Consider the following 17986-nt stretch of genomic DNA (forward strand, 5'->3'; position numbering starts at 1 on the left):
GGCGCAAAATATTTCTCGCCAAAGACGCGCAGCGCGCCCGCGGGGTCGGGTGGCAGCGCGGTGGCGAACACTTGCGTGAATTCGCCGAGCGCGTCGTGAATCGCCGAACCGCGGTCGGCGGCCGACAGCGGCATGTCGACGGGATCGAGTGGCGCCAGTTTCAGAATATATTTCGCGTAGATCGTATAGGGGTCGCGCAGCCAGTCCTCGATCGCGGTGACCGAGAGTTTCAGCGGCCTGACCGCGCGCGGCGGCTTTGGCGCGGGCTGCTTGATCGGTTCGACCTTGTCGGGGCTGTCGAGCCGGGCGGCAAACCCGACATATCTCGCGCCGGCGTCGACCGCGGCGTTCCAGCGCTCCTCACCCGCTACCGCCTCGAGCCGGTGCAGGAACCGCGAGGCCACCGCGGGCGCGCCGCCGACCTTGGCGGCGTGACTGAGGATCACGTCATCGGCGCCGAGCAGCTGGGCGAAATCATGCGCGGAGAGGCCGATGCGCCGCTCCGGCAAATCGAGGCCGAGCTCGTGCCGCATCGGCCGGCTCAGCCACGGATCCACGCGAGGCGCCGGTGGCCAGACGCCTTCGACCAGCCCGCCGAGGATGATCCGGTCGGATTGCGTCAGCCGCGCTTCCAGCTGACCGTAGATGTGAAGCTGCGCCCGCGCCGATTCCGGTCGCCGCACGATGCGGTCGGCGAACGCGGTCTGGAACACTTCCGGGTAGTCGCCGAGTTCGACCATCAGGCCGCTGGGGGCTTCGCTGCCGAGCAGATCGTCGAACGCGGCTGAAAGCGCCGAACCTTGCGGCCCGTCGAAAGCGATCGCGACGCCATCCGGGTCGCGCGACAATTCCATCAGGACGTCGCGATGGCACTTTGCAAGTTCGGCAAAGTCATGTGGTTTCGACACGCTCAGGTCTTCCAAAGGAGCGAGCGCCTTCTGCAACAGCTCGACCAGCGCTTGCGCTTTATCGAGTTCGGCGTCGCCGAGCCGGGAGCGTGGCTCCGCGCGGTGCAGCGAGGAGGTCTCGCCTTTCCCAAGTTTTGTCAGCTCCTGGCGGAATCGGGAGAAGTCGCGGGCGAGCCCGCTGCTTCGCGCCTGCGGCCGGGTGCCGCGCAACAGCGCCAGCTCGAGCACCTCGATGGCGGCCTTGAAGGCGCCATGCGCGCCGCCGAGCCGGCATAGCGGATGTTTTATCAATGCCAGCAGCGTCGGCGGCTCCAGCCCGTTCGCTGCCGCCTCGGCGGCGAGCCTGGCGAAAATTCCTGACGACGTGTCGGTCAGCACGTCGCCGCCGGAATCGTCGAATTCCAGATTCCAGCGGCCGAGGGCCGCGGCCACGCGCCGCGCCAGCGCGCGATCAGGCGTCACCAGCGCCGCCGATTTGTTCAGATGCCGCGCCTCGCGCATCGCCACCGCGATCGCCAACGCCTCCATCTCGGGATTGGCAGCCGCGATCACGGCGAGGCTGGTCATCCCAAGGGAAATCTTCTTTGAAGTTTTCGGTTCTCCCAGCCGCCGGTGCCATTGCGCGGTCGCATTCGAAGGTCGCATCGCCTCGGAGACCAGCACATCGCGCCCATGTGGCGCAGGTTCGCCCAGAATTTCGACATCGCCGCGCTTGATGCCGAAGCGATCGAGCAGCGCGTGCATGGCGAATTGCGGATGGTTCGATGCAGGATTCGCGGCGAACTTGCCATCGGCATTCCGTACGCCGCCGATCAATTGCCAGGCGTCATCGTCGAGATCGGTGTCGAGCCCCGGCAGCACCACGGCGCCCCGCGGCAGGCCGGCGACGGTCTGCAGCAGCCGCGCGGTCGATGGCATCGATCCGGTCGAGCCCGCCGCGATGACAGGTCCGTCATGATGTGTGGTGAGGCGCGCGGCCTCGGCCTCGATCAACAGATCGCGCCGCGCCGCCGGCTCGATCCGGCCATACGCGTCGAGGATGCCGGGCCAGGTCGTCTTGGCGATGTCGAGGAACTGCAAAGTGAGCTGCCAGTAGCGGTCGAGCGCATCCGGCACCAGCCCGTCGAGTCTGGACCACTCGACCTTGCGGGTCACCATGTCGTCCATCAGCCGCGCCAGATCGTCGGCCAGTGCCAGCGTCGAGGCCGGCCCGCCGGTCACCAGCGGCGCCTGCGCCGCATCGGCCGGCCTGATCTGCTTGGCCCACAGTGCGATCAGTTGCGCCAGCAGCAGGCGGCGCTGCAGCCCGTCCATCGCGGGGGGAATTTCCAGCGCGGCGGATCCGGGCGAAGTGGCCTGTGCGAACGCCAGCTCGTCCTCGTCGATGTCGCCAAGCGCGACGATGCGCGGCAGCACCACCGCGTCGGTTTTCAGCTCATCGAGAAAGATTTCCCGCGCCATGCGCCCGGCGCGCAGGGTCGGCAGATACAGCGTCGCCGTCGCCAGCCGTGCCGGATCGGTGCGGGCCTCGAAGCCATCGACCAGTCTGCCATCGACCAGAGCGGCGATGACGGTGCGCAGGAACGGCGCGGATACCGGGACACTGAAAACGCGCATGGGCTGCCTGATTCGGGATCGGGCCGCATCATGGCATGGTCGCTTCCCGGGTGCATATCCTATTGGGTATGCAGGCTTTCTTTACTGTACATGGGGTTGTTTTCGGGATTTATGGCCGTCATTCCGGGATCCGCCGCAAGGCGCAGACCCGGAATCTCGAGATTCCCCGATGGGCAATTGCACATCTGAGGTTCTATGCTTCGCATCGCCCCCGAATGACGGGCGCCTACGCCACGCTGGCGAGAAAAGCCCGTTCCGCCGCCTGCACCGCGTCGGGGGTTCCGACGTGCATCCAGACGCCGTCCAGCCGCAGGCCGAACAGCCGCCCCTGCTCATTGGCGGAATCGAAATTCCTGGTCAGCGAAAATTCGCCCTTTGGCGCGTCGGCGAACAGCGACGGCGACAGGATCGCGACGCCGGCATAGACGAACGGAACCACCTCGTGTTCCCGGCGCTTGCGCAGCGTGCCGTCGGCCAGCATGGCGTAATCGCCGCGGCCGCCATAGCCGATGCTGCTCGCCGTCGGCGCCATCAGCAGCAGGATATCCATCCGCGCGGGGTCGAAGGCTTCCGCCAGCCGCGCCAGATTTGGCCGCACCCCATCGATCCACATGGTGTCGGCATTGACGTGAAAGAACGGCGCGTCGCCGAGTAAAGGCAGCGCCTTGACGATGGCGCCGCCGGTGCCGAGCACCTGGTCGCGCTCATCCGAAATGATCACGCGGGGCCGGGTTCGTCCTTTGGTGTGATCGATGATCTGGTCGGGCAAATAATGCACATTGACGATGGCCTGTTCGACGCCGGCGTCGCCGAGCTTGTCCAGCACGTGATCGAGCAGGGCGCTGCCGGCCACGCGCACCAGCGGCTTCGGCATGTTGTCGGTCAGCGGACGCATGCGCAGGCCGAGACCGGCGGCGAGGACCATGGCTTTGGTGGGTTTGACGGACATTTCAGGAGATTTCTCGAACGGTTGCGGTGAGTCCCGTGATCATATCACGGCGGTCAGTTGCTCGCATGGATGATGACGCCATAGTCGCCGGTCATGACGGCCATACGACGGCGGCAGCGGTCCGCTCAGGCGTCGGCGTCTTGCGGACGCCTGGCTTTTTTCAGCTTGCCACCGGTTTTGAGGAAATTGACGCCGATCTGGTCGCCGTTAACCCAGGACAGCTCGCAGCGACGGTAGGCCAGGCCGGTGGACGACAGCAGCAGGAAGAACTCCTTCAGATGCAACCCCTCGACCGAGCCCTCGACCGTGAGCTTGGCGCCGGTTTCCGAAATGTCTTCCATCGTGCATTCGCGCCGCCAGGTGCCGTCAATGCCCATCATGTGCGCGGCATAGCCGCGCTCGAAGATCACCCGGTCGCCCTTGCGCCGCTCGCTCGTCGCCATTGATCTGCTCCCGCCACAGCCGCCGCGCCCCGTGCCGTCAGGGTGGGCTCCCCCCATAGGTTAACGCGGGGTTGGCTAATAACCCGTAAATCTACGGGGCCGGCGGCGGTACATTGGCGGCATACCACTCCCGAAGCCGCGCCAGCACCGGATGCGCCAGCGAACGGGTCAGATAGGTCCATATCCGGGGCTGGTGGCGCAGATATTGCGGCTTGCCGTCGCGCCGGTTGAGCCGGGCAAAGGTGCCGAGCAGCCGCGTGTTACGCTGCGCCGACATGATGGCGTAGAGTTCGGCGAACTGGGCTGCGTCGAAGCCGTCGTCGGCCGCGCGCCGCGCCTTGATATAGCGCGTCAGCAGCGCCAGTTCGAGCGCTTCGGGCACGTCGATCCGCGCATCCTGCAGCAGCGACACCAGATCGTAGCTGGCCGGTCCGAGCACGGCGTCCTGGAAGTCGATGATGCCGACCCGCGCAATGCCCTGGCGCTCGGCGAGCCAGATCAGGTTGGGCGAATGAAAATCGCGCATCACCCAGGTTTTCGCCGCGGCCGCCGGCCTCACCAGCAGATCGCGCCACATCGTGACGAATTCGGCGCGCAGTTCGTCGCTCAGCACGGCGCCGCGATCCGGCAGATACCATTCGGGCATCAGTCCGACCTCGACCAGCAACGCATCGGTGTCGAAGCCGGGAATGGCATAGGTGAGCCCGGTTGCCAGCGGCAGCTGTTCCGGCAAGGGTTCGCGATGCAGCGCCACCAGCATGTCGGTCGCGGCCTCGTAGCGCTCCGCGATCGGTGCGGACGGATCGCCCTCGATGACGCCTTCGCTGCCGAAATCCTCGGTGATCAGAAATCCGGCGTCGAGATCGGCAAGGTGGATGGCCGGCGCCGAGAAGCCGCGCTCGCGCAGGCCGTTGGCGATGGCGACGAACGGCTTGACGTCCTCGGCCAGATGAACGGCCCTTGCGTAGGTCGTGCCGCCATCGGGTCGTCGCGGCGAGTTCATCAGGATCACGATGCCGTCGTCGCGGATCAGGCGCGCATAGGAACGGGTCGAGGCGTCGCCGGCCATCCGCCGCCGTTTGGCCTCGAGATAGCCGGCGCCATCGAGAAACTGCCGCAGCGTCTGCAGTCTCGCGACCTGCGCGGCGGCCTTGCCGTAGCCGGTGATCTCGGCCGCGCGCGCGGCCGAGCCCAGCGCGGGGCGATGGCTGAGCGCGATGTCGATGCGGTCTTCGGGCAGCGCGCCGGCGGCGCGTTCCGGCCATTCGATCAAGACCACTGTTCCCTCGGGCAGAGGCGACAGCCCGATCTCCTCCAGCTCGATGGGATCGTTGACGCGATAAAGATCGGCATGAACCAGCGGAAACGGGGCGAGGTCGTAGCTTTGCGCCAGGGTGAAGGTCGGGCTCGGCACTTCCAGCGCGTCGTCGTCGGCGAGATAGCGGATCATGGCGCGCGCCGCGGCAGTCTTGCCGGCGCCGAGATCGCCGGAGAGGGTGATGAGATCGCCGGGGCCGATCAGCAAAGCGAGATCGGCCATCAAATGCGCCGTCGCGGTCTCGTTCGACAGCGCCAGCGAAAATGTGACGGGAGCGGTCATTCCGCGGCGTGACGATGCGCGGCCTGATCGATCGGAAAGTCGCAGGTGACGGTCGTGCCCCTGCCGACGATCGAATCGACGCTGACCTTGCCGCCGTGCAACTCGACGAAGGAGCGCACCAGCGACAGGCCGAGGCCGGCGCCGCGATGCTTCGAGCCGTTGGAATGACTCTCGAACCAGTCGAACACCTTGTCCTTGACGTCGGGCGGAATGCCCGGCCCGGAATCGGTGACGCTGAAGACCACGCTGTGTTCGGTGCGCCGGGCGCTGAGGCCGACCGTGGCGTCCTGCGGCGAGAAGCCGACGGCGTTGGCCAGCAGATTATACAATACCTGGACCACGCGGCGCTCGTCGCCGGTGAAACTGCCGATCGAGGGATCGACGTCGACCTTGAGTTCGATGCGGTCGGTGGCGAGCCGGTCCTGGATGCCTTCGGCGGCGGCCTCGATGGTCTTGCGGATATCGATGGAGCCGAGATTGAGCGACATCGCGCCGGCGTCGATGGTGGCGAGATCGAGGATGTTGTTGATGATGGCGAGCAGCGCGTTGGTCGAGGCGGTGATGTAGCCGAGATATTCGGCCTGCTTCGGCATCAAGGGGCCGGTCACGGGGTCGGCGAGGAAATGCGCGAACCCGATGATGGTGGTCAGTGGCGAGCGCAGCTCGTAGGACACGTGGTGGACGAAATCGACCTTCATCTGGTCGGCGGTTTCCAGCGCCTCGTTGCGCTCGCGCAGCGCGCGCTCGACATTCTCGGTGTCGGTGATGTCCTGGAAGGTCAGCATGGTGGCGCCGTCGGGCAGTGGCATGGTCATGCAGTCCAGCACGCTGCCGTCGTTGCGCTCCAGCTTCAGCGGTACCTCGACCCGGTTCTCGATCGCCGTGATGGCTTCGCGGATGGTGCGCCATGTGGCTTCGTCGTCGAACAGCGGCTTGCACCAGGCCTCAAAGGTCTCGATATGCGGCTGCTCGCGCAGCGCCTCGGGCGACAGCTTCCACATCCTGGCGAAGGCCGGATTGAACAATTGGGCGCGGCCATTGCTGCCGAACACCGCGACGGCTTCGGCGAGATTGTCGAGCGTTTCGCGCTGCACCCGGATCAGGCCGTCGAACCGCCGCGCCAGATCGAGGCTTTCGGTGACGTCGTCGAACAGATAGGTGACGCCGCCCTCCGGATTGGGCGTGGTGACGACGCTGACGGCGCGGCCGTCCGGCAGGTACCAGGTATCCTTTTCGGGCTCCACCGCGCGATAGGCCTCGTGCAGCCTGGCCTTCCAGGCCCGGAAGTCCGGCTGCTCCGGAACCTTGCGCGCGGCGCGCAGGCGGTCGAGCACGCTGGAATCATCGGGGTTGCTGTCGAGGAAGGCGCGGTCGAGGTCCCACAGCCGGCGATAGGAATCATTGTAGAACGCCAGCCGCCGCTGGCCGTCGAACACCGCGACGCCGGACGACAATTGATCGAGGGTGCGGCGATGCGCTTCCGCCATCCGCTCCAGCGCAGCGCGCAGCGCGGTGGCCTCCGAGGCGTCGATGGCGATGCCGGCGCTGCCGTTGCCGACATTCATCGCGCGCACATCGTAGATGCGGCGCTCGCCGCCGACCACGATCGGCAGCCGCGCGGTGAAGCCTGATGCTTCCTTCAGCGCCCGGTCCATCGCGCCGCGGTCGTCGCTGTCGAGCAGTTCGAGACGGCGGTCGATCGCGTCCGCGACGCTGACGGCCTCGGTCGCCTGCGCATAGGCGGCATTGGCGTAGCTGAGACCGCCCTTGGCGCCCTTGGCCCAGATCGGCCAGGGTGCCGCGGCGGCGAAGCCGCGCAGCATCTCGGTTTCCTCCGACAGCGCCTTGTAGCGCAAATTGGTCTCGGCGAGTTCACGGCGCAATCCGCCGAGTTCGCGAATCCGCACAATGGCCTGGCCGCCGATGGCGCGGCCCATGGCTTCCAGCGCCTGGCCGTTCGAGGTGGTGAGGTTGATGAGAAAGCCCTCGCCGGCCTCGCGCAGTGCGTCGACCGCATGGTCCATCTGCAGCGCCGGTTCCGGCGGCAACCAGCTTCCAAACGCCAGAATGCGCTGGGGCGAATCCTGGGCCAGCAGCAGCGAGGTATCGCCTGATATCTGCGGACGATTGTCGCCCGCGGCCCACGCGATCAGGATCTGGGGTTCGGCGAACAACAGCGCCCGCAGGCGGTCGGCCTGGACTTGCAGATCCCCGATATCGGAACGCAGCCGCGCCTCGTTGGCAGCCGCGCGAACCCGCGTGCGCATCAGCAGGATCGCGGACACAACCGAAAAACCCAGCAACGCCAGCGCTGTGGCGAGGATGACGAATTCCTGGTGATCGAGATCGAGCCAGGTCACGATCGACTGAATGAAGGGTAATTCGCTGGCATGGGCCGGCGCGGCCGGCAGCCATGGCGCCACGCCAAGGGCGATCAAGCCGTTACGTGCCAGTGAAGTGCACGACAGCAGGGTCCGACGCATCGCCACGATTACGCCCGACATGGTTTGCCCCAAACCGCACGACTTTACGCCCGGCGCGCTTCAACCCGCCGTTCGCGAATCGAACGACAATATCCCCAACGGGACTCCGCGGGTAAGAGTCCAGATCGTGAACGTGAATCGCGATGCAAAAAAATGCGTTGAGGTGAGGTTCGCGGAAATCGATTCGGTAAAATTTGGCGCTGTTTTCTCGCCGATCCTAGCGGCCGGTGGAACCGAATCCGCCGCTGCCGCGGTCGGTGGTCGAGAGCGCCAGCACGGGAACCAGTTCCGCCATCACGACGGCGGCAATCACCATCTGCGCGATGCGCTCGCCGCGCCGGATCGGGAACGGGGCGTCGCCATGGTTGATCAGCAGCACGCCGATCTCGCCGCGATAATCCGCATCGATGGTGCCGGGCGAATTCAGCACGGTGATGCCGTGCTTGGCGGCAAGCCCGGAGCGCGGCCGCACCTGGGCCTCGAAGCCCGGTGGCAGCGCGATCGTCAGCGCGGTCGGAACCAGCGCGTATGTTCCGGGAGCCAGCACGACAGGCGCGTCTTCCGGCACCGCCGCCAGCAGATCGAGCCCGGCGGCATGCGCGCTCTGATAGGCCGGCAGCGCCAGGCCTTCGCCATGCGGCAATTGCCGGATCTCGATCTTGACTGCGCTCACGATGTCTTCTCCCCGGGCTTGGCCATCAGGCTGTCGGCGATCCGCGCCACCAGTTCGGTGGCGACTTGTTCCTTGCTCATGACCGGCCATGAATCGACATTGATTTCCCCGGCATCGCGGGTCAGCAGATGAACCGTGTTGCGGTCGCCGCCCATCACGCCGGTCGCGGGCGAAACGTCATTGGCGACGATCCAGTCGCAGCCCTTGCGCGCCAGCTTTGCCCTGGCGTTGTCGATCAGGTGTTCGGTTTCGGCGGCGAAGCCGATCACCAGCGGCGGGCGCCCGTCGCCCAGTTTTGAGATCGTCGCGAGGATATCGGGATTTTCCACCAGTTGCAGCGGCGGCATGCCGGCTGATGTCTTCTTCAGCTTCTGCTCGCCTTCATTGACGACCCGCCAGTCGGCGACGGCGGCGGCGAAGATCGCGATATCCACCGGCAGCGACGCTTCGACCTGGCGCAGCATGTCGCGCGCGGATTCCACATGCTTCACGGCGACCCCCGCGGGATCGTCGAGGTCGACCGGGCCGGAGACCAGGATGACGTCGGCGCCGGCGGCCTGCGCCGCCGCGGCGATAGCAAAACCCTGTTTGCCGGAAGAGCGGTTGGCGATGTAGCGCACCGGATCGATCGGCTCGTGCGTCGGCCCCGCCGTAATCAGCACCCGCTTGCCGGCCAGCGGGCGCGGCTGCGGCGGCCGCAGAAATTCTTCCGCGGCGATGGCGATTTCCGTGGGCTCCGCCATCCGGCCTACTCCGGCCTCATTGGCTTCGGCCATCTCGCCGGCATTGGGCCCGATCAAGGCGACGCCGTCGCGTTCGAGCTGCGCGACATTGCGCCGGGTCGCGGCGTTGTTCCACATCAGGGGGTTCATCGCCGGTGCCAGCAGGATCGGCCGGTTGGCCGCGAGCAGAATGGCGCTGGCGAGATCATCGGCATGGCCCTGCGCCATCTTGGCGATCAGGTCGGCGGTCGCCGGCGCCACCACGATCAGGTCGCAGTCGCGGCCAAGCCGGATATGGCCGGCGTCGAACTCGCTGGATGGATCGAACAGGTCGGTATAGGCGCGCTCGTTCGACAGCGCGCTGGCGGAAAGCGGCGTGACGAATTGCTGCGCGGCGCGGGTCAGCACGCAGCGGACGTGGATCTGGCGCTCCTTCAGCCGCCGGATCAGGTCCAGCGCCTTGTAGGCGGCGATACCGCCGCCGATGATCAGGGTGACGCGCGGCAGGCCATGGGCGGCGCGGGGCCGGCGATCCGCAGCCTCCGGCTGGAAGGCGGCCGGCGGCGTGGCTGCGGTCGGCGGGGGGTGATGGGCCGCCTCGCGCAGGATCACCCGCACCTCATCTTCGACCGATCGGCCGTTGCGGGCCGCGCGCAAACGCAGCTCGTCGCGGATGGCGTCATCGAGTTTTCGGATGGTCAAGCTGGCCATGGGCGATATCCTGAAAGATTGACATCAATGCTAGCATTAAATGCAGGCATTGCAATCAAAGCTGGCGGACCGCAAACAAAATGGCGATGAAGGTCGCCGCGATGATCCAGAGCGCCAGGGTGCGCGCGCGGTTCTTGCGGCCTTCGGATCGGCCCAGCGCTGCAATCGTCTCCGGCGACAGCGTGATGCCCTCCCGGGTCATAGTTTCCAGCTGCTCCAGCACCGCGACGGACCGCGAGGCGAGTGACGGCAGGGCGCCGATTACCCGGCCCAACTCGCCGGCGCCAGCCACGGCGCCTTGAACGCGTCCGACCGGGCCGAGATTGCGCTCGATCCATTCGCGAACCACGGGGTCGGCGACCTTCCAGATATCGAGCTTGGGATCGAAACCGCGCGCCACGCCCTCGACCACCACCATGGTCTTCTGCAGCAGGATCAGTTCGGGGCGGGTGCGCATGTCGAACAGGCCGGTGACCTCGAGCAAAAGCGTCAGCAGCTTCGCCATCGAGATTTCCTCGGCGACGCGGTTATGGATCGGCTCGCCGATGGCGCGGATCGCTTGCGCGAAGTTCTCGACCGAGTGATGCGCCGGCACATAGCCGGCCTCGAAATGCACTTCGGCGACGCGGCGATAATTGCGGGTGATGAAGCCCAAAAGGATTTCGGCGAGGAAGCGGCGCTCCTTCATGCCGAGCCGGCCCATGATGCCGAAATCGACCGCGACCAGGCGGCCGGAATCGTCCAGAAACAGATTTCCCGGATGCATGTCGGCATGAAAGAAGCCGTCGCGCAACGCATGGCGCAGGAAACTCTGGATCACCTTGCGCCCGAGTTCGGGCAGGTCGACCTGCGATTGCGCCAGCCGCGCATGGTCGCTCAGCGCGATGCCGTCGATCCATTCCATCGTCAGCACATTGTGCGTGGTGCGATCCCAGTCGACCGTGGGCACGCGGAAATCCGGGTCGTCGCGGGTGTTCTCCGCCATCTCGGACAGCGCTGCCGCCTCCAGCCGCAGATCCATCTCCATCGCGACCGAGCGCGACATCGTATTGATGACCTCGATCAGCCGCAGCCGCCGGGCTTCCGCCGAATGCGCTTCCGCCTTGTGCGCGACGAAGAAAAAGTCGGCGAGGTCGCGGCGGAAACGCGCGGCGACGTCGGGCCGCAGCACCTTGACCGCAACCGATGTGCGGACGCCGTCCCGCTCGGTTTCCGCGCGATGCACCTGCGCGATCGAGGCCGCGGCGACCGCCGGCCCGAAGCTCGCAAACGCCTGCGCCACGGGGCGTTCCAGCGATGCCGCGATGACGGTTTCGGCCTCTTCCTGCGCAAATGGCGGCAGCCGGTCCTGCAGGCTTTCCAGATCGCGCGCCATGCTGGCGCCGACCACGTCGGGCCTGGTGGCGAGAAACTGTCCGAGCTTGAGATAGGCCGGTCCGAGCCGGGTCAGGGCGCGCGACAGCCGCGGGCCGGATTTGGTGCCGGGCCGTTCGATCAATCGGGCCAGCCGCAGCGCCAACTGCCCGGGCGGCGGCACCAGCGAGGGATCGACCACGCTGAAGACGCCCTCGCGCGCGAACACGAAACCGGCGCGGATGAGCCGCGCGATGTGGGTAATTGCAGAAATCACAAACGCCAGCCCGAATGCAACGCCACGATGCCGCCCGAAAAACTCTGCCAGCTGGCGCGGGAAAATCCGGCCGTGCGCATCATCTCGGCGAACGCATTCGGCCTGGGGAATTTGCGGATCGATTCGACGAGATACCGATAGGACTCGGCGTCACCGGTCACGGCGCGGCCGAGCGGCGGAATCACCTTGAACGAAAACAAATCGTAGATGCGGTCGAGCCCGGGCATGTCGACGGTGGAGAATTCCAGGCAGAGAAATCGCCCGCCCGGCTTCAGCACCCGATAGGCCTCGCTGAGCGCGAGATCGATCCGCGGCACATTGCGGATGCCGAAAGCGATGGTGTAGGCGTCGAAGCTGCGATCCGGGAAAGCCAGCGCCTCGGCATTGCCCTCGACAAACGACACCCGCTCGTCGAGCTGCCGTGACGCGGCGCGGGTGCGGCCAACCTCCAGCATGTCGGAATTGATGTCGCAGACGGTCGCCCGAAACCCCGCACCCGCGGCCTTGGCGGCGCGAAAGGCGATGTCGCCGGTGCCACCGGCGACGTCGAGCAGGGCAAACGGCGTATCGCCACGCGGCGGATTGAGCGCAGTGATCATCAGGTCTTTCCAGACCCGGTGCAGGCCCGCGGACATCAGATCGTTCATCAGGTCGTAGCGCTGCGCCACGCTGTGGAACACATCGTTCACCAGCGTCTGCTTCTCCCCCAGGGGGACGTCCCTGAAGCCAAAATGCGTGGTCTGGTCCGGCCGATCCATCAACGTTTCTCCGTCGGCGGACCATAGCGCGCCCGCCGCAATGGCGCTATCACGTCACGTCCTCAAGGTGAACGCCCCGATATGCCCGAATTACCCGAAGTCGAGACCGTTCGCCGCGGCCTGCAGCCCGTCATGGAGGGATTTCTGATCGCGAAAGCGGAGGCCCGGCGCAAGGATCTGCGGTTTCCGTTCCAGAAGGATTTTGTCGCAAGGCTGGACGGCCAGACTGTCACCGGGCTCGGCCGCCGCGCCAAATACCTGATGGCCGATCTCGGCTCGGGCGACGTACTGCTGATGCATCTGGGGATGTCGGGCTCGTTCCGCGTGGTTGCCAATGAAGCAACGCATTCGCCGGGCCAATTCCACCATCCGCGGGGCGACGATCGCGCGCATGATCATGTGGTGTTTCACATGTCATCGGGCGTATCGGTTGTTTTCAACGATCCGCGCCGTTTCGGTTACATGAAGATCATCGCGCGCGACGCGCTGGAAGCGGAGCCGTTGCTGAGGGGGCTCGGCCCCGAACCGCTCGGCAATGAATTCGATGCCACCATGCTGGCGCGCGCCTGCGCCGACAAGAAGACCAGCCTGAAGGCAGCCCTGCTCGACCAGCGCGTGGTCGCGGGCCTCGGCAACATCTATGTCTGCGAGGCGCTGTATCGTTCGCAGCTGTCGCCGCGCAGATCGGCCGCGACGCTGGCGACCAGAAAGAACGAGCCGGCCGATCACGCCAAACGGCTGGTGACCGCCATTCACGGCGTGCTCAACCAGGCCATCAAGGCCGGCGGCTCGTCGCTGCGCGATCATCGCCAGACCTCGGGCGAACTCGGCTATTTCCAGCATTCATTTCAGGTCTACGACCGCGAAGGCGAAAAATGCCAGACCGCCAAGTGCAGCGGCATCGTCAAGCGCTTCACCCAGAACGGGCGCTCGACCTTCTGGTGCCCGAAATGCCAGAAGTGATTGGCGTCTTTCGCGCGCCTGGCTCGGCCGTCATCCCCGGGGATCAACGCAATTGCGTTCACCCGTGAGGTGCGAGCCGCGCTTGCGGCGAGTGTCACGCCGTCCTGGCGAACCGCCGGTCGGCGCAAAGCGCCGCCCGATAAGAAGCGAAACGAAGCAATCCGGCGGGGCTGGTTGCCGGATTGCTTCGTCGCTTGCTCTACGCAATGCCCTGCGCGGAGCCGAGGGGTGGTGGCGATCCCGAGCGATCAGGTTCAGGAAGTCAGAGCGACAGCCTCTTCCGGCGCCGGGGCGAACATCGCGGGAGCGATGTCGGGCGAGGACGGCAGCAGGCTGATCATCAACGGTTCGTCGGCGCTGACGCCGCCGTTCAACCTGGTCTCGACCCACTGCCAGAGGCCGCGAACTTCATCGGCCGATTTGCCTGACGGCGCGTATTCGATGACGGCCAGTCCGAGGCCCAGCGCATCCTGGTGATCGTTGCGCATGACGATGTAGGGCTGTGCGACCACGTCGGCGAGATCGTTCGATACCTCGTCGCCGAGGACGATCGCGGCATTGCTGACGCGCTGGCCGCGGATCGGGGTCTGGTTGAGGACGAAGGCAAACGGCGTATTCCACGCGCGGGCGATGTTCAGCGTCGAAGCGGTGGCTTCGACATCGGCAACGCTCGGGCGCGACGGGATCAGGCACAGATCGGCGTAGCGAATGGCCGCCGTGGTCGCAGCATTGGTGCCGCCGGCGGTGTCGATGATGGTCACCGTCACGCCGCTGCGGTGCAGCGACTGCAGCTTGCCTTCGATACCGCCGGCGCTGTAGACGGGCTCGACCAGCGGCTCGGCATAGGGGCGGCGCCCCTGCCAGTTCGAAAGCGTGCCTTGCGAATCGGTCTCGATCAGGCGAACGGTGTGGCCGGCCTGGATGGCGGCCAGCGCGAGGCCGATGGCGAGCGTACTCTTGCCGCTGCCGCCCTTTTGGGTGGCCAGAACGATCGTATGCATTGTAGTTCCTTTGAAGAATTCTTGAGGGATTTGCGGTACGCTCTACTGATGCATCGCATTCTGCGATGCCGAGCATTCTCGCTCAGGACGTGCCGGCCCGATCCCTAAGACGGTCATGGATCGCGGCTGTCCGAATCACCTAACTCTTCGACGATGCCGATTATTGAGGTATCTGACTATTCCGGAACAATACGGTCCCGCGAAGCTCGGCTCGGCTAACCGTCAAAGTTGTCCACCCCGCAGAAAGCGACGAGCAGCCGATACACGGAATACAGAGGACGGCAGATCATGATGGGTAACTGGCGCGATCGCACCGACACCGTTTTCGACTGCCAGAAGCAGCCGGCCTCGGGTAGCCGCGGCATGGTGGTCAGCAATCACCCGCTGGCCTCGGCCGCGGGCGCGGAGATGCTCGCCGCCGGCGGCAACGCCATCGATGCCGCGATCGCTACCCTGTTCACGCTGACCGTGGTCGAGCCGATGATGGTCGGCATCATCGGCGGCGGCATGGCGCATATCAGACTGAGTGACGGCAGCCACCGTTTCATCGATGGCCAGAGCACCGTGCCGCTGGCGGTCCGCCCCGACACCTATCGCTCGAAGCCGGGCTCGGCGCATGACGTGTTCGATACCGTCGGCGACGAGAACCTCAACGGCGCGAAGGCGGTCGCCGTGCCCGGTTCGCTGAAAGCCTGGTGCGAAACGTTGCGGCGGTTCGGCACCATGCCGCTGGCCGATGTGATGCAGCCCGCGATCAAGCACGCCGCGCGCGGCTATGCGGCGACGCCGTATCTGCATGAATGCATCCGCGACGGCGCGGCCGAGATGCTGAAGGACAAGTCGATCTCGGCGATCTATCTGCCTGATGGCACCCCGCTGCAGGCCGGCGATCGCGTCGTACAGCCGGAATATGCCGAGACGCTCAGTTACATTGCACAGCATGGCGACGCCGCGCTCTATACCGGGCCTCTCGGCGACATTCTCGCCGACTACATGAAGGCGCATGGCGGCTTCATCACGCGCGAGGATCTGACGTCTTACAAGACCGTCGAGCGGGCGCCGATCCGGGCCGATTATCGCGGCTGGCAGATCCTCGGGCCGCCGCCACCCGCCGCCTCCGGCGTCCACATCGCGCAGATGTTGAATATTCTGGAGGGTTACGACATCGCGGCGCTCGGCTTCGGCACCGCCGCGACCATCCATTACCTCGCCGAGGTGCTGAAAATCGCCTTTGCCGATCGTGCCGCCGCCAGCGGGGATCCTGATTTTGTCGGCGTGCCGGTGGAGCGGCTGACCTCGAAGGATTATGCGAAGGAGCGCCGCAGCGCGATCGATCCAGCGCGCGCGCAAAAATGGAGTGCTGAAGTGGCGCAGCTCGAGAGCGCGCACACGACGCACATGACCGCAGCGGACGCGTTTGGAAACGTGGTCGCGACCACGCAGACCATCAACAATCTGTTCGGCGCCAAGATCCTGATTCCCGGCCTCGGCACGGTGCCGAACAATTACATGAACCTGTACGATCCCCGGCCGGGCCACGCGCTGTCGTTGGCGCCGGGCAAGCGCGTCACCACGTCGATGTCGCCCATGATGGCGCTGCGCGACGGCAAGCTGGTCTATGCGCTCGGTTTGCCCGGCGGCAAGAAGATCTTTCCGAGCGCCATGCAGGCGCTGATCAATCTGATCGATCACGGCATGAGCCTGCAGGAAGCCGTCGAGGCGCCCAGGGTCTGGACCGAAGGCAATGCGCTCGAAATCGAGGCGACCGTTCCCGCTGGTGTTCGCGCGGTTCTCGCCGCGATGGGCCATGACGTCCTGGCGGTGCCGACCGTGGCCGGCGGCATGAATGCGATCCAGTTTCACCGGGACGGCTCGATGTCGGGCGCGGCCTGCTGGCGCGCCGACGGCACGCCGGTCGGGCTCGCCGGAGGATTGGCGAGTGCAGGAATCCGGTTCGGGCTTGCGTGAGCGATGTCTGCTTTCAATGCCTGTACAGGACGCGCTGCCAGATCGTGCCGCCCAGATATTTGCTGCCGGCCACGAAATAGACGATGAGCAGCGCGAACAGGATCAGCGCCGGCATGCCTTCGAGCTTGAAGCCCTCCGATGCCACGTTGCCGGTCAGGTAACCGATGGCATAGCCGCCGCCGAAAAACACCGTCACGAAGTCGAGGATGGCGGCGAGCACCTTGCGCCAGGTGGCTACCGGTTGGACGATGTCGGTCATATCAGCGCCTCACTTCCCGGCCGCGGAGAAATCGGTGGCCGAATGGGTGAGCCCAATTCCTCCGGCGTCGCTGGTCGACTGATCCCGTACCTTGACGTCGATCGCGATCAGCTTCAATTCGCCTTCCGAGACCGCGAAGTCGAGCTCGTAGCTGAGACGGCTCGGCGTCGTGTCGAAATAGCCGCGCAGCATCAGCGATCCGTTGCTTGCGAATTTTGCCGGGCTGGTCTGGACGATCGGCTTCGCCGCGATGATGTCGATACGCTTTCCGGCAAACACCTTGAAAGCCTGCTTCAAGGTATCGGCGCTGAACTTGTCGCGAAACGGCTTGGCCATCTTGGCATACATCACGGTGAAGTTGCCGGTCAGGTTGGCGTCGTTGAATGTCAGCAGCGAGGTCTTGACCATGACTTCCTCGACGAAAGGCGTCGGCAGTGGCGGGGATTGCGCAACCGCCGAACCGGAGCCGGTGATGCCGACGGCGAGCGTTGCGATCGTTGTCGCCAGAAGGCTTTTCATCGTCATGTCCATGAAATGGCTTGTGCCGAAATGAATGGCGAATTGGAGGGACAATCAGCCGGACCGGCATTGATCCATGTCAACAATCCGGCGGCGTCGCCGGCGATTCCTGACCCGCTTCACTTCATGATCGGGAATGCAGGCGGCACCGTATTGCCGAGGCGAAGAGGGCGGCTTGCCGGCAGCGCCCTTGCGCTGCCTGGCGTGCGGCTCTCGGGATCAGTTGACGCTACTTCCGTACGCAGATCACGCGCACTACCGATGCCTTGGCATCGGCCGATCCGCCTGCGGCAGTGATGCCATTGGCCTTGAGGAAACCGCGCACGGTATCGGCTGACACCAGCGCCGCGGCGGCGGCGTTCGCCGGTCCCGCCACCAGCACCGGCTTCAACAGCGCGATGCCGGCGAATTTCCCCTCACTGTCGAACGCCGCAGCGCCGGAAAAACCCAGTGCCGGCGCCGGCGACAGATCGCCGCCGCTGCCGTTTGGCGTGACCGATGCCTTGACGCTGCTCGCCGCGGCGCCGCCGCCCTGGTTTTGCGGATCGGCAATCCCGGTCAGCTCAACGCCGGATTTTGCGGCGCCATTGCCGAGGTTCAGCGGCTTCAATCCGCGCGCGCCATAGATGCGCAGCAGCGCCAGATCGTGATCCTTGTCCTCGGCGACGCGGTCGGCGTTGCCGTGGCCTGCGATCGCGATCGCAAGACAGCTGTCGGTGACCTGGCGGTCGGCAATGATGGCGCCGTCGGCGCTGACGACGATGCCGGTGCCGTATTCGACG

15 protein-coding genes are annotated in these 17986 nt (G+C 65.8%); 2 read left to right on the forward strand and 13 right to left on the reverse strand.

Annotated features, from left to right (window positions below; all coding sequences use genetic code 11):
* The 9 genes from addB to ubiE form a co-directional block, all read right to left on the reverse strand.
* Positions 1–2525: double-strand break repair protein AddB (addB, locus tag Q8N40_RS22150; RefSeq protein WP_305713315.1), on the reverse strand; the 2525-nt coding region annotated here is incomplete at its 3' end.
* A 226-nt stretch (positions 2526–2751) separates the two neighbouring features.
* Complete coding sequence (locus Q8N40_RS22155; RefSeq protein ID WP_305319964.1) at positions 2752–3474, reverse strand: nucleotidyltransferase family protein; 723 nt, start codon at positions 3472–3474, stop codon at positions 2752–2754.
* Positions 3475–3599: 125 nt separating this feature from the next.
* Positions 3600–3917 carry a PilZ domain-containing protein gene (locus Q8N40_RS22160; protein WP_305713316.1) on the reverse strand — a complete coding sequence of 106 codons (318 nt, stop codon included), beginning with the start codon at positions 3915–3917 and terminating at the stop codon, positions 3600–3602.
* Positions 3918–4008: 91 nt separating this feature from the next.
* A complete protein-coding gene (gene tsaE / locus Q8N40_RS22165) occupies positions 4009–5517 on the reverse strand; it encodes a tRNA (adenosine(37)-N6)-threonylcarbamoyltransferase complex ATPase subunit type 1 TsaE (protein ID WP_305713317.1) in 1509 nt (502 codons plus the stop codon).
* Positions 5514–8021: a PAS domain-containing sensor histidine kinase gene (locus tag Q8N40_RS22170; RefSeq protein ID WP_305713318.1), complete on the reverse strand. Its 2508-nt coding sequence runs from the start codon at positions 8019–8021 to the stop codon at positions 5514–5516. Before Q8N40_RS22170 ends, tsaE begins: the two co-directional genes overlap by 4 nt.
* 196 nt (positions 8022–8217) lie before the next feature.
* Complete coding sequence (dut, locus tag Q8N40_RS22175) at positions 8218–8673, reverse strand: dUTP diphosphatase (RefSeq protein WP_371135787.1); 456 nt, start codon at positions 8671–8673, stop codon at positions 8218–8220.
* Positions 8670–10106 carry a bifunctional phosphopantothenoylcysteine decarboxylase/phosphopantothenate--cysteine ligase CoaBC gene (gene coaBC / locus Q8N40_RS22180; protein WP_305713319.1) on the reverse strand — a complete coding sequence of 479 codons (1437 nt, stop codon included), beginning with the start codon at positions 10104–10106 and terminating at the stop codon, positions 8670–8672. The genes dut and coaBC overlap by 4 nt, the downstream gene beginning before the upstream one ends.
* Before the next feature lie 55 nt (positions 10107–10161).
* Complete coding sequence (ubiB, locus tag Q8N40_RS22185; protein WP_305319969.1) at positions 10162–11736, reverse strand: 2-polyprenylphenol 6-hydroxylase; 1575 nt, start codon at positions 11734–11736, stop codon at positions 10162–10164.
* Complete coding sequence (ubiE, locus tag Q8N40_RS22190; protein WP_305319970.1) at positions 11733–12494, reverse strand: bifunctional demethylmenaquinone methyltransferase/2-methoxy-6-polyprenyl-1,4-benzoquinol methylase UbiE; 762 nt, start codon at positions 12492–12494, stop codon at positions 11733–11735. The genes ubiB and ubiE overlap by 4 nt, the downstream gene beginning before the upstream one ends.
* Before the next feature lie 81 nt (positions 12495–12575).
* Between ubiE and mutM the strand changes: the two genes are divergently transcribed.
* Entirely contained in the window at positions 12576–13457 is an 882-nt protein-coding gene (gene mutM / locus Q8N40_RS22195) for a bifunctional DNA-formamidopyrimidine glycosylase/DNA-(apurinic or apyrimidinic site) lyase (protein WP_305713320.1), read from the forward strand.
* A gap of 254 nt (positions 13458–13711) precedes the next feature.
* Here the strand turns inward: mutM and Q8N40_RS22200 are convergent, their stop codons facing one another.
* On the reverse strand, positions 13712–14458 hold the full coding sequence (locus Q8N40_RS22200) for a ParA family protein (protein ID WP_305713321.1): 747 nt from the start codon (positions 14456–14458) through the stop codon (positions 13712–13714).
* Between the two features lie 288 nt (positions 14459–14746).
* On the opposite strand from Q8N40_RS22200, the gene ggt reads away from it, so the two are divergent.
* Positions 14747–16426, forward strand: a complete 1680-nt coding sequence (gene ggt / locus Q8N40_RS22205) for a gamma-glutamyltransferase (RefSeq protein ID WP_305713322.1) — start codon at positions 14747–14749, stop codon at positions 16424–16426.
* Between the two features lie 13 nt (positions 16427–16439).
* Here ggt and Q8N40_RS22210 read toward each other — a convergent pair whose 3' ends face one another.
* From Q8N40_RS22210 to Q8N40_RS22220, 3 genes are all read right to left on the reverse strand, one after another.
* The gene (locus tag Q8N40_RS22210) at positions 16440–16685 is read right to left on the reverse strand and encodes a hypothetical protein (protein WP_305322085.1); all 246 of its coding nucleotides are present in this window, start codon (positions 16683–16685) and stop codon (positions 16440–16442) included.
* Between the two features lie 9 nt (positions 16686–16694).
* The gene (locus Q8N40_RS22215; RefSeq protein WP_305713323.1) at positions 16695–17204 is read right to left on the reverse strand and encodes a hypothetical protein; all 510 of its coding nucleotides are present in this window, start codon (positions 17202–17204) and stop codon (positions 16695–16697) included.
* A 229-nt stretch (positions 17205–17433) separates the two neighbouring features.
* Positions 17434–17986 (reverse strand): serine protease (locus Q8N40_RS22220; RefSeq protein WP_305713324.1); only part of this gene is annotated, 553 nt, incomplete at its 5' end.

This window comes from Bradyrhizobium sp. (assembly GCF_030693485.1).
In the GTDB taxonomy this organism is placed as follows: Bacteria; Pseudomonadota; Alphaproteobacteria; order Rhizobiales; family Xanthobacteraceae; genus Bradyrhizobium.

What these genes read in the sequence shown, in the direction of transcription:
- Q8N40_RS22155 (WP_305319964.1), bottom strand. Translation starts at nt 3,474, where the DNA reads ATGTCCGTCAAACCCACCAAAGCCATGGTCCTCGCCGCCGGTCTCGGC.
- Q8N40_RS22160 (WP_305713316.1), bottom strand. Translation starts at nt 3,917, where the DNA reads ATGGCGACGAGCGAGCGGCGCAAGGGCGACCGGGTGATCTTCGAGCGC.
- tsaE (WP_305713317.1), bottom strand. Translation starts at nt 5,517, where the DNA reads ATGACCGCTCCCGTCACATTTTCGCTGGCGCTGTCGAACGAGACCGCG.
- Q8N40_RS22170 (WP_305713318.1), bottom strand. Translation starts at nt 8,021, where the DNA reads ATGTCGGGCGTAATCGTGGCGATGCGTCGGACCCTGCTGTCGTGCACT.
- coaBC (WP_305713319.1), bottom strand. Translation starts at nt 10,106, where the DNA reads ATGGCCAGCTTGACCATCCGAAAACTCGATGACGCCATCCGCGACGAG.
- ubiE (WP_305319970.1), bottom strand. Translation starts at nt 12,494, where the DNA reads ATGGATCGGCCGGACCAGACCACGCATTTTGGCTTCAGGGACGTCCCC.
- mutM (WP_305713320.1), top strand. Translation starts at nt 12,576, where the DNA reads ATGCCCGAATTACCCGAAGTCGAGACCGTTCGCCGCGGCCTGCAGCCC.
- Q8N40_RS22200 (WP_305713321.1), bottom strand. Translation starts at nt 14,458, where the DNA reads ATGCATACGATCGTTCTGGCCACCCAAAAGGGCGGCAGCGGCAAGAGT.
- ggt (WP_305713322.1), top strand. Translation starts at nt 14,747, where the DNA reads ATGATGGGTAACTGGCGCGATCGCACCGACACCGTTTTCGACTGCCAG.
- Q8N40_RS22210 (WP_305322085.1), bottom strand. Translation starts at nt 16,685, where the DNA reads ATGACCGACATCGTCCAACCGGTAGCCACCTGGCGCAAGGTGCTCGCC.
- Q8N40_RS22215 (WP_305713323.1), bottom strand. Translation starts at nt 17,204, where the DNA reads ATGAAAAGCCTTCTGGCGACAACGATCGCAACGCTCGCCGTCGGCATC.